This is a genomic window from Nocardia sp. NPDC058497 (assembly GCF_042720195.1).
Lineage (GTDB): Bacteria > Actinomycetota > Actinomycetes > Mycobacteriales > Mycobacteriaceae > Nocardia.
This window is the reverse complement of record NZ_JBHXMY010000167.1, coordinates 1-10,814: the sequence shown is the minus strand read 5'-3', so window position 1 is coordinate 10,814 and position 10,814 is coordinate 1. Positions and strand designations below refer to the sequence as shown.

At 67.8% G+C, this 10,814-nt stretch carries 11 protein-coding genes; 7 read left to right on the top strand and 4 right to left on the bottom strand.

What is annotated here, in order from left to right:
* Positions 1 to 121: 121 nt before the first annotated feature.
* A complete protein-coding gene (gene nrdF, locus ACFWPJ_RS14025; protein ID WP_378850946.1) occupies positions 122 to 1,084 on the bottom strand; it encodes a class 1b ribonucleoside-diphosphate reductase subunit beta in 963 nt (320 codons plus the stop codon).
* A gap of 500 nt (positions 1,085 to 1,584) precedes the next feature.
* Between nrdF and ACFWPJ_RS14020 the strand changes: the two genes are divergently transcribed.
* From ACFWPJ_RS14020 to ACFWPJ_RS14010, 3 genes are all read left to right on the top strand, one after another.
* Positions 1,585 to 2,403 carry a hypothetical protein gene (locus tag ACFWPJ_RS14020; RefSeq protein WP_378850943.1) on the top strand — a complete coding sequence of 273 codons (819 nt, stop codon included), beginning with the start codon at positions 1,585 to 1,587 and terminating at the stop codon, positions 2,401 to 2,403.
* Positions 2,404 to 2,421: 18 nt separating this feature from the next.
* Positions 2,422 to 3,372, top strand: a complete 951-nt coding sequence (locus ACFWPJ_RS14015) for a hypothetical protein (RefSeq protein ID WP_378850940.1) — start codon at positions 2,422 to 2,424, stop codon at positions 3,370 to 3,372.
* Positions 3,373 to 3,499: 127 nt separating this feature from the next.
* Positions 3,500 to 4,477 carry a peptidase gene (locus ACFWPJ_RS14010; RefSeq protein WP_378850937.1) on the top strand — a complete coding sequence of 326 codons (978 nt, stop codon included), beginning with the start codon at positions 3,500 to 3,502 and terminating at the stop codon, positions 4,475 to 4,477.
* Positions 4,478 to 4,479: 2 nt separating this feature from the next.
* Here ACFWPJ_RS14010 and mgtE read toward each other — a convergent pair whose 3' ends face one another.
* Both mgtE and ACFWPJ_RS14000 read right to left on the bottom strand, forming a co-directional pair.
* Positions 4,480 to 5,937: a magnesium transporter gene (mgtE, locus tag ACFWPJ_RS14005; protein WP_378850935.1), complete on the bottom strand. Its 1,458-nt coding sequence runs from the start codon at positions 5,935 to 5,937 to the stop codon at positions 4,480 to 4,482.
* Between the two features lie 351 nt (positions 5,938 to 6,288).
* Positions 6,289 to 6,870: a TetR/AcrR family transcriptional regulator gene (locus tag ACFWPJ_RS14000; protein WP_378850932.1), complete on the bottom strand. Its 582-nt coding sequence runs from the start codon at positions 6,868 to 6,870 to the stop codon at positions 6,289 to 6,291.
* Between the two features lie 80 nt (positions 6,871 to 6,950).
* On the opposite strand from ACFWPJ_RS14000, the gene ACFWPJ_RS13995 reads away from it, so the two are divergent.
* Positions 6,951 to 7,637: a DUF899 domain-containing protein gene (locus ACFWPJ_RS13995; RefSeq protein WP_378850929.1), complete on the top strand. Its 687-nt coding sequence runs from the start codon at positions 6,951 to 6,953 to the stop codon at positions 7,635 to 7,637.
* Here the strand turns inward: ACFWPJ_RS13995 and ACFWPJ_RS13990 are convergent.
* Positions 7,616 to 8,149, bottom strand: coding sequence for a hypothetical protein (locus ACFWPJ_RS13990; RefSeq protein ID WP_378850925.1), 534 nt, complete (start codon positions 8,147 to 8,149; stop codon positions 7,616 to 7,618). The genes ACFWPJ_RS13995 and ACFWPJ_RS13990 overlap by 22 nt on opposite strands.
* A gap of 147 nt (positions 8,150 to 8,296) precedes the next feature.
* On the opposite strand from ACFWPJ_RS13990, the gene ACFWPJ_RS13985 reads away from it, so the two are divergent.
* From ACFWPJ_RS13985 to ACFWPJ_RS13975, 3 genes are all read left to right on the top strand, one after another.
* Positions 8,297 to 9,289 (top strand): LLM class F420-dependent oxidoreductase, encoded by a 993-nt coding sequence (locus tag ACFWPJ_RS13985; protein WP_378850922.1) that lies wholly within the window; start codon positions 8,297 to 8,299, stop codon positions 9,287 to 9,289.
* Between the two features lie 136 nt (positions 9,290 to 9,425).
* Positions 9,426 to 10,067 (top strand): hypothetical protein, encoded by a 642-nt coding sequence (locus ACFWPJ_RS13980; RefSeq protein WP_378850919.1) that lies wholly within the window; start codon positions 9,426 to 9,428, stop codon positions 10,065 to 10,067.
* A gap of 34 nt (positions 10,068 to 10,101) precedes the next feature.
* Positions 10,102 to 10,650 carry a hypothetical protein gene (locus ACFWPJ_RS13975; RefSeq protein ID WP_378850916.1) on the top strand — a complete coding sequence of 183 codons (549 nt, stop codon included), beginning with the start codon at positions 10,102 to 10,104 and terminating at the stop codon, positions 10,648 to 10,650.
* Positions 10,651 to 10,814: the final 164 nt, after the last annotated feature.

Genomic DNA, 10,814 nt, shown 5'->3' with positions numbered 1-10,814 from the left:
GCATCCGGCTGCCAGAGTGGCGATTCCAATTCCAGCTACGAGCAGGATGGATCGAATGGGCTGGGCGGATTCGCCGATCTTGATGCGCACCAGGAATTCATATCACCTGCGGCCGGCGCGCTTAGAATGCCCAGTCCTCGTCTTGGGTCTCGACGGCCTTGCCGATGGCGTAGGTGGAGCCTGAGCCGGAGAAGAAGTCGTGGTTCTCGTCGGCGTTGGGCGATAGGGCGGCGAGGATGGCGGGGTTGACGTCGCAGTCGTCCTTGGGGAACAGCGGGTCGTAGCCGAGGTTCATCAGGGCCTTGTTGGCGTTGTAGCGCAGGAACTTCTTGACGTCCTCGGTGAGGCCGACCTCGTCGTAGAGGTCCTGGGTGTAGTCGACCTCGTTGTCGTAGAGCTCGAAGAGCAGCTCGAAGGTGTAGTTCTTGAGCTCGTCGCGCTCGGCCTGGGAGACCAGCTCGAGGCCCTTCTGATACTTGTAGCCGATGTAGTAACCGTGCACGGCCTCGTCGCGGATGATCAGGCGGATCATGTCGGCGGTGTTGGTCAGCTTGGCCCGCGAGGACCAGTGCATCGGCAGGTAGAAGCCGGAGTAGAACAGGAAGCTCTCCAACAGCGTGGAGGCGACCTTGCGCTTGAGCGGGTCCTCGCCGTTGTAGTACGACAGGACGATCTCGGCCTTGCGCTGCAGGTTGCGGTTCTCCTCCGACCAGCGGAACGCCTCGTCGATCTCCTTCGACGAGCACAGGGTGGAGAAGATGGAGCTGTAGCTCTTGGCGTGCACCGACTCCATGAACGCGATGTTGGTGTACACCGCCTCCTCGTGCGGGGTGAGCGCGTCGGGGATGAGCGAGACCGCGCCGACGGTGCCCTGGATGGTGTCCAGCAGCGTCAGGCCGGTGAAGACCCGCATGGTGAGCTGCTTCTCGTCGGCGGTCAGGGTGTTCCAGGAGGGGATGTCGTTGGACACCGGCACCTTCTCCGGCAGCCAGAAGTTGCCGGTCAGGCGATCCCAGACCTCGGCATCCTTCTCATCGGGCACCCGATTCCAATTGATGGCGCTTACCCGATCGATGAGCTTCATTCCGCCTCCACACCTTTCCGCCAGACCCTTGACCCGCACCGCCGCCGTGCGCGAGCCCGTTCACCCTGAACACTACTCCTAGTGGGTGACAACTCCAGTAAACACAACAGCTTGTGTTGCGGCGCGCCGAACCCGGCCTCCTCGACCGAACACCCGCACCACACACGCGGCCCCTATTGTGCGCCACGACCGCCTCCACGCCACCATCGCATCGCCAGTGATTCGCCCCATGCGCGCGGGGATCCGTCGCCGGGTGAATCCGGCCACTCCCGCGCTTTGCATTCACACCCGGTACCCGGCAAACTGCGGCTCGCGCGTCCACGCCGGACGGCCATCACCGCAGGGGGGATCGTTCAGTGTTTCGCCGTCTCATGGGAGCCGCCGTTCCGGTGGCGCTGTTGCTCGGTTCGACAGCCTGTGAGGATCCACGACCGGTCCCGGTCCGGACACCCGTCTCCTGGTCGACCGCGCCGACCACCGACGCAGAGTATCTGGCGGTCATGGCATCCGTCCGAGCCATCGACACCTGCGCGTTGATTCCGCGCGCCACCTTGGACGGCATCGGCACCATCATGACGGTCGAAGCGTCCGCTCCCGATACCTGCGCCGCCGAGCTGGACTCCACCGAGATCGGCAAGAAGACGAGACTGACATGGTCATTGTCCACCTCACGTGACCCGCTCGGACCTTCCAGCGGGACAACGGAAACCAAGATCGGCGATGCCACCGTCCACACCGAACGCGATGCGCAACCGGCCCCGGACAGCAAGATCCGGACCTGCACGGCATGGACGCGATTCCCCGCGACGGTCGGGCTCTTCGTCCATGTGAGCGCCCCGATCGCGGCCCAGCCGTGTGCCGCCCACGATGCGGCCCTGCCTGGCGCGCTCGAACTGCTGCGCACCGAGCCACCGGTCGGCACCTCCCCCGACACCCCGAAAACCCCGGTCGCCGTGGCGAATCCGTGCGCGGTCCTGACCCAGCTCGACATCTCCACACCACTGGACAAGCAGTTCCTGCACGGTTGCATGTTCGAGTACAAAGGCACCATCGTCGACCTCCAGTACGCCTACGACAACACCGCCCTGGTCGCCCGCGGCAAACCGATCCTCGTCGTCAACGACCACCCCGGCTACGACCTCGGCAGCACCACCGAAACTGCCTGGTACGCCGCAATTCTCGGCGACCCCCTCACCCCCGCCGGACCCACGAACTCCGCGTTGGGCCCACGAGTACCGGTTGTCAATCTGATGGGGCGTGACCCAGCCGTCCTCCGAGAAGTCCTCGGACACACCGCCGAACTCTTCCCTTCAGCCTGAAATCGAAAGGAGCTCACCGTGCGACGGACGCTGCTGCTCACCGCCGCGGCCATGACGTTGGTCGCCTGCCAGAGCGAGCCGACGGGCGACGGCATGCCGCGGGGTGGGTTCTGGTCCACCGCGGCGGTTTCCGATCAGGAGAAGACCGCGGTGCTGCGGAAGGTGCGGGCGATCGATGTGTGTGCGCTGCTGCCGCGGGCGGCGCTCGGTGGGCTGGGGCAGGTGCGGGCGGTGGACAATGTCGGGCCGGATCAGTGCCGGGTCAATGTCGCCGTGGACGGGCATCCGACCGGGATCGACGCGACCTGGACTGCCGGGGTGATGTTTTCCGGCGAGCCGACGATGGACGCGCCGGTGACCGAGCAGGCCATGGGTGATGTGCGGGTGCTGTTCGACGACGAACCGGCACAGTCCGACGACCCGCAGGTGCGTGGAAGCTGTCAGGCGTGGGCCCGGTTCGTGTCCGGCGCCGATCTGTCGATGAGCGTGCGAGCGCCGCGGGACGCGTGCGCGACGACCGAGGCGCTGCTGCGGATCGCGCTGGTGCAGTGGCGTACGGAACCGGCGCAGGGCAGCTCGCCCGACTCGGATAAGACGGTGGTCACCAGCGCCGACCCGTGCGCTGTCGCCCCGTTCCTCGGCGTCCGGGTGCCGGTGGCCGATCAGCGGATCACCACCTGCAAGCTGACCGTGGACGGCCACGACGCGATCATCACCTACGACTACAACGAGGAACGCACAATCCTCGACGATCTGCCCGCGTTCACCGTCGGCGCCAGGCAGGTGTACCGGTTCGATACGGCGGGCGCGCAGCCAGGCCTCGTGTCCCTGTCCGCCGTCGTCGGCCCGCCTCTCGCCGCGGGCGCGACCGATGCCCTGCTCGGGCCCAGGGTGCCGACGGTCTCGGTCACCACTGATTCCGCCGTCGCCGAGAAGATCATGCGCGAGACGTTGCCCCTGCTGAACTGACGCCCGCGGCGGTCACAACGTTCTGAGAACGACCCGTCTGCAATATTTGCGGCCGGATTGCCCGCGCGGGCAGACTCGGTGAATCGGGTGCTGGTCCGGCCCGGGTCCGCCGAGGACAGGGGTGCCGATGTATCGCAGGATGGTGCTGGCCGCCGCCGCGTTGCTTGTCTGCGCCGGCTGCGGTGACGATGCGGACAAGGCTCCCGATTACGGAACGCTGCCACCACCGCCCGCCCCGGTGATCCCGGCCCAGCCTCCCGAGTTCTGGTCGAAGGTTCCCCAGAACCAGCAGCAACGCGACGAGGTGGCCCAGGCGACGCGCCAGGTGGATGTGTGCGCGGTGCTGCCGCGCGAGGCGATCGGGCACCTCGGTGACATCAAGAGCGTCACCGTCGGCCTGGACTCGTGCCGGGCGATTCTGGGCAGCGCCACACCGGGCGAGAGCACGACGCTGACCTGGCACGCCACCCTGCTGACCCGGCTCACCCCGGGCGGCAGGGGCGTGACGAAACAGCTCGGCGACGTGACCGTGCGCCTGGTCCCCGACCGCGATGCGGGCGAGCCACGCGCCTGCGGTGCGACCGCCCATTTCCCGGCAGGCGCCGCGTTCTACCTCGGCCTGTCCACGCCAGGCAGGAACCCGTGCACCGTCGCCGACGAACTGCTTCCCGGCATGATCGAGCGCTGGCGGCAGTCACCACCCCAGGGCACCTCCCCCGACACCGTGCCGACCGTGCTGCTCGGCGCCGACCCGTGCACGGTCCGCGGCAAGCTCGCCGGCACGGTCGCCTCCGATGAGCAGCGCCTCACCCAGTGCCTGTTCAGCTACCGCGGCCAGAAGATCACCGTCGGCTACGAGTACCGCGTCCCCGAATATCTGGCCGCCAACAGCACCGAAGACCACATCGACGGCCGGACGGTGCACCGCTCGGTCTCGGTCTACGACCGCTCCATCCCGATCTACACCGCCGCCGTCGGCCCGGAACTACCGGCCGAGTCCACCGCGTTCGGCAGGCGCATCCCGATCGTCGAGGTGGTCGCGGCCACCGACGACGTCGCCAAGGACGTGATGGCCCAGGTGCTCACCCTGTTCCCGCCGCGCTGAACTCAGATCCCGAGCACGAGCTTCGCGGTGGTGAAGTAGATGATCAGCCCGGTCGCGTCGACCAGGGTGGTCACCATCGGCGCCGACACCACGGCCGGGTCGATGCGGAACTTCTTGGCCAGCAACGGCATTGTGCCGCCGATGGTGGCGGCCCAGCCGCAGATGATGACCAGCGTGATGGCGACGACGACGGCGATCTTCGGGCCGACGAACAGTGTGCCGATCAGCAGACCGGCGGCGGCGAGCATGCTGCCGAGCACCAGCCCGACCCGGCATTCGCGCCAGATCACCTTGAACAGGTCCGAGACGCGCACCTCGCCGACGGCCAGCGCACGCACACACGCGGTCGCGGCCTGCGCCCCGGCGTTGCCGCCCGCGCCGATCAGCAGCGGGATGAACAGCGCCAGGCTCGCCGCCTGCTCGAGGGTCGTCGAGAACACGTCGGTGACGCTGACGGTCAGCGTGGCGGCGAACAGCAGCAGCATCAGCCACAGCGCCCGGTAGCGCGCCAACTGGAACACCTTGGCGGCCATGTAGTGGCCCTCCCACGGCGCCGAACCGGCCTGCTTGGCGACGTCCTCGCTGTCGGCGGCCTCGAGCACCTCCATCGCGTCGTCGATGGTGAGCAGCCCGACGACCCGGTCCTCGCTGTCGACGACGACCAGGTTGATGTCGTTGGTGGAGCTCATCAGACGCGCGGCCTTCTCGGCGGAGTCGGTGGCGCGCACGAAAGGCGGTTCGGTGACGACGAGTTCGGAGACCATCGCCTCCGGCGCGTGCAGCACCAGCTCGCGCAGTTCGACGATGCCGGTGAGCCTGCGGCCGCAGTCGACGACGGGCAGGGTGTACACCGTCTCGGCGTTCGCGCCCTTGGCCCGCACCCAGCTCAGCGCCTGGGCGACGGTCAGATTGTCCGGCAGCGCAACGACTTCCGGCGTCATGTACAGGCCGACCGAGCCCTCCGGGTAGCCCAGCAGCGCGGCGGTCATCCGGCGCTCGCGCGGGCTCAGCCCCGCCAGCACCTTCTTGGCCACCTTGGCCGGGGCCTCGTGCAGCATGCGGGCGCGGTCGTCGGGGTCCATCGCCTCGACGAGATCGCGGAAGCTCTTCTCGCGCAGGCCCTGCAGGATCTGCTGCTGATCGACCGGCTCGAGTTCCTCGAACACGGTGATCGCGCGATCCTTGTCGAGCAGCCGGAACACCACGCCCGCCTGCACGGCGTCCATCCGGGCCAGTGCGTCGGCGATGACGTGCGGCGGGCGGCTGTCGAGCCAGTCCATCGCGCCGTCGACCCGGTGGGTCTCGACGAGGTGGCGCACCGATTCCGACAGGATCTCCAGCGCCTCGGTCACCGAGTGATCCTCGGCGACGACGGACTGGTCCGTGCGCGGCGAATCCGCTTCCGGCACAACGGTATCGGCGGTTACGTGACGTGCTTCGATGACATCGATCTGCGACATGGGACAGTCCTCTGGCGCGACAGCGCGCATACCCGCGGCGGGGCCGCGTGGATGCTACGAGAGTGGATCGGGAGACGGTGCTGCACACCGCGGGCGTCCACCGCCACGACCGTCACGCACAGCCGAAATCGGCCGGAAATCAGTGAGAGGACGAAGGGGCGACGCCGCGCGGCCTTCGACTGGGGGGTTCGCTGCGCATGGCAACACCACCTCCTCGCAGTCGCTGCAGGCCTTCGCCGATGCAGATCGCCTGGAGTACCCACCCGGGCACACCCTTCTACCAGCAGAATACATGCGGAGCCCGTACGTTTCATCTTTACGCAGACGTACCACTGGTCACAGTGACCCCTATCACACCATTCGCGGCAGCCCCGCGATGATCGTGTCGACTGCCTGTTCGGCGAGCTGCCACAGCTCGGCACGGTCGAGGTGACGCAGCGGCCCACGCAGGGCGAGCTCGGCGAATCCGTGCACCGTGGACCAGCAACTCCAGGTCGCGGCCTGGCGCGCCGCGGGCGCGAGATCGCCGATGTGGACCATCATGTCGAGCGCGTCGGCCAGCGCGAGATAGGCAGGCGAGGCGAGGACCGACTCCGGCGAGGTGTCGCCGGCGCCGAAGAACGCGACCGCGAACCAGCCCGGCTCAGCCAGCGCGAACCCGATGTAGCCGAGGCCGACCGCGCGCAGGCTTTCCCGCGGCGCGGCCAAGCCGCGGTCGGCCGCCATCCCCGTCGCCATCGCGGCCTCGATCGCGGCCGACACCGCGCGCAGCAGCGCCTGCCGGTCGGGAAAGTGCCGGTAGGCGGCATTCGGCGTGACACCGACACGGCGCGTGACCTCGCGGATCGTCAGCGCGTCGGGACCGCCCGACCTGGTGAGCTCCAGCCCGGCCTCGACCAGCGCGGCGGCGAGGTCGCCGTGGTGGTAGGCCAACTGTTGAACTCCCTTCCGACGAGGTGTACGGTGTGAACATATCAAATGTGCACGCCGTACACATTGAAGGAGTGGTCCGCATGACCGCACTACCGACCATCGTCGATCGCGATACCTGGCAGGCTGAAATCGACAAGCTCCGAATCAGGGAGAAGGCCGCGACGCGCGAACTCGACGCCGTCGCCGCTCAACGGCGGCGCCTGCCCGCCGTGCAGCTGCCCGACTACACGCTGAAAGCCGAAGACGGGAGCGATGTTTCGCTCGCCGAGGTCTTCGACGGACACTCCCAGCTGATCACCTACCACCACATGTGGACCGACGGGAACACCTGGCAGTGCCCCGGCTGCACCGGCCTCACCGCCCAGTACGCGCGGCTGGATTTCCTCGCCGCCTACGACGCGCGTTTCGTGATCGTCACGCAGGGCCCGATCGACGAGGTCCTCGCCTACAAGCGGCGGGTCGGCAACACGATGACGTGGTACTCGACCCACGACAGCCCGTTCGGCGCCGACATGGGCGCGGGCCCCGGCGAGGGCTTCGCGGTGAATACCTTTCTGCGCGACGGCGACACCGTCTACCGCAGCTGGCACACCGACGGCCGCGGCACCGAACAGCTCGCCTACACCTTCGGCTTGATCGACGCACTCCCCTACGGCAGGCAGGAGGAATGGCAGGACAGCCCCGAGGGCTGGCCACAGTCGCCGACCTACAGCCGCTGGCCCAGTTCCAAGGACATCGCCGCCTCCTACGGCGACCCCAACGCCTGACCCGCGGCGTCGAGATCGGCGCCGACCACGCGCTCGACCGACCGCCAGTCGGGCGTGTGGCACAGCCAGTCCGGGGCAGGCTCGGCCTGCGCGCCGAACAGGTACAGCCGGGGCACCAGGCCGCGCAGTGCCCGGTGCACATCGAGGCGGTCGTCGATCATGTGGGTGATGCCCAGTTCCGCACAGTGCGGGGCCTTCTCGGCGCGGGAGCGGCAGAAGCGCAGGTGGTCACGGGGGATGCCGGTACGGGCGGCGAAGTCGTGATGGTCGAGCCACTGTCTGGTGCGCTCCTCGATCCGCGGGCCGCACTTGGAGATCACCCAGGCGTTGCCGCCGAAACGGGTCACCAGCCGGGCCAGAACGTCGAAGGCGTCGGGCGTGGGCGGTGTGTTCATCGCCTCGGCGAAGCCGCCGGACAGGAATACCGTGTCCGCGGCGCCCGGCTCGAGTGCCGCCCCCTGGATGACCCGACCGAAGTCCACGCCAAGGCGTGGTTGTCGCATATCGTTCATACCCATGCCAGCATGGCCGTTCGCGGCTGCGATGCCAAGCGAATAACCGCCGGTCCGGGATTCAGCGCGGCGCGCGTTCAACAGTTGCCTCGGTGCGCGGCAGTGGGAAATGTGGGCAGGACACGTCAACACACCGAGGAGAAACCCGTGCGCTTCGGCATCTTCGTCCCCCAGGGCTGGCGGCTCGATCTGGTCGGCATCGAACCGGCGGACCAGTGGGCGGTGATGCGCGACCTCGCCCAGCGGTTCGACGCGGGCGCCGACTGGGAATCGATCTGGGTCTACGACCACTTCCACACCACGCCCGTGCCCACCGATGAGGCCACCCACGAGGCGTGGACGCTGATGTCGGCGTTCGCGGCGACCACCTCCCGCGTGCGGCTCGGGCAGATGTGTACCGCCATGAGCTACCGCAACCCCGCCTACCTGGCCAAGGTTGCCGCCACCGTCGACCTGATCTCCGGCGGCCGGGTGGAGATGGGTATCGGCGGCGGCTGGTACGAACACGAGTGGCGCGCTTACGGTTACGGCTTCCCGCCCGCCGGTGAGCGACTCGGCCGCCTCGAGGAGGGCGTGCAGATCTTCCGCCAGGCCTGGCAGACCGGGCGGGCCACTCTCGACGGCAAGCACTACCAGGTCGACGACGCCATCGTGCACCCGAAGCCGTTGCAGGAGAACGGTATCCCGATCTGGATCGCCGGTGGCGGCGAGAAGAAGACGCTACGGATCGCCGCGCAGTACGCGAACTACACCAACTTCAGCGGCGAGCCCGCGGAGTTCACCAGCAAGTCGGAGATCCTGCGTCAGCACTGCGCCGAGGTCGGCACCGATTTCGCCGCGATCACCCGCAGCGCCAACTTCAACACCGTCGTCGGCAGCACCGAAGGCGAAGTCCAGGAACGCCTCTCGGCCATCATCGACCGCTTCACCCCCTTCCTCGGCGCCGACGAGGCCAAAGCCCGAGTCCACGAACAGTTCGACACCAGCGCCACCGTCGGCACCCCCGAGCAGATCATCGAACGCCTCACCGCCGTCAAGAATCTCGGCCTCGGCTACGCCATCGCCAACTTCCCCGAAGCCGCCTACGACACCTCCGGCATCGAACTCTTCGAACGCGAGGTCATCCCGGCACTGCGCTGACCGGAGCACGGCATGGCCGAATCGGCTTTGCGGGGTGGACCTTTCGCTTGCCGAGCACCTTGCACATGCCGACTGTGGCCGCCGTAGGATCCCTTCCGGACCTGCCCTCGGCAGGGTGGGAAGGGGACTTTCGAAGATGAGCGGGATCATGCCCGTCGAACTACTCGCGGCGAGCTCGACCACGTTGGGCGCCGCCTACGCGGCCGCGCTCCAGCTTCTCGACGCGCGGCGCTCGCGCAACCACATCCAACAGCTCAGCAAGACGATCACCGAGGGCGACAAGACGGAACCCGAGGTCGAGACCGACTGGCTGGAGGCCGCCGCGCGGGAACGCTCCGCGCTCGACATCGAGCACCATCACAGCGCACTGCGACAGCAACGCCTGTCCACCATCGCCTCACTGGTGTGCGGCATCATCGCCATCGGGGTCGTGATGTACGGCCTGCTCGGCGGCGATCCCGGTGATCCGCAGGGCCTCGCCACCGTGGCCGCTGGTGTGCTGCCCGGTGCGGCCAGCGCACTGCTGTTCTGGCAGTCCCGCGGAGCCAGCATCCGCGCCGACAAGTTCGCCGAGCGTATCGCCACCACCGCCGCTCGCGCCGAAGCGCTGCGCCACGCGAGCTCGATCCTCGACCCCCGATCCCGCGACCGCTTCGCCACCGCCGTCCTGCTCAGCACCGCCTTTCCCGAACTCACCGGCCGGGAGATCTGGCGCATGGCCGAGAGCGGCGACGCCGATGGCGAGGCAGACCCACCTCCGGCGCCGCAACCCGGCTAGCGCCAAGTGGCAAATCCGTTCGTACGCCCTGCTATTGACCGCTGATCCGGGAAATCTGCAGCTGTCCGCAGCGCCTGGTTGGTACGTTGACTCAGCAGTACGTCAGCACGATCGTCCCAACAACCTGGTGGGGTCAGCAATGAGTGCCGTCAAGTCCGCGTTCACCATCACCGCTGTCACCTCCGGCGCAGTCGCGCTGGCGGTTGCTACCGCCGCACCCGCCGCGGCGAGCAGCAAGTTCAACACCATCTATTCGCTGACGCAGGGGCCGTGCGTCGCCATTGTCGATACGTCGATCAACGGGAATGCCTATCCCAGCTCGGCTGGCTTCACCGTCACGACCAACATGCTCGGCGTCGGCTCGTGCAGCCTCACCGTCACCCTGCACTGGCGCAATCTCGATACCCAGGAAACCGGCACGTTCGACGTCCACGCGAGCGGACCCGGCGTGTGGATGAACGGCGGCCCGACCGCCATCTTCCAACCGGGCTTCGGCAATTTCGTCGGCTGGGTGACCGTCAACGCCAACCACATCGGCGATTCCGGCGAAGCCCAGTTCGAGGTCAACCCGTACCAGGGTTAGCACCCGAGAACGCGCGGCAATGCCGTCCCCGGCGACGACCTGTATGCGCGGTCGATGATGCCCGAGTGGCGTTGCTGGACTTCGGGTTCGGTGGTGCCCACGGAAGCCCCCCCCGCGAGCGACGCAGTTATTGCAGATAGATTGGGGGGCGCGTCAGCGCGCGG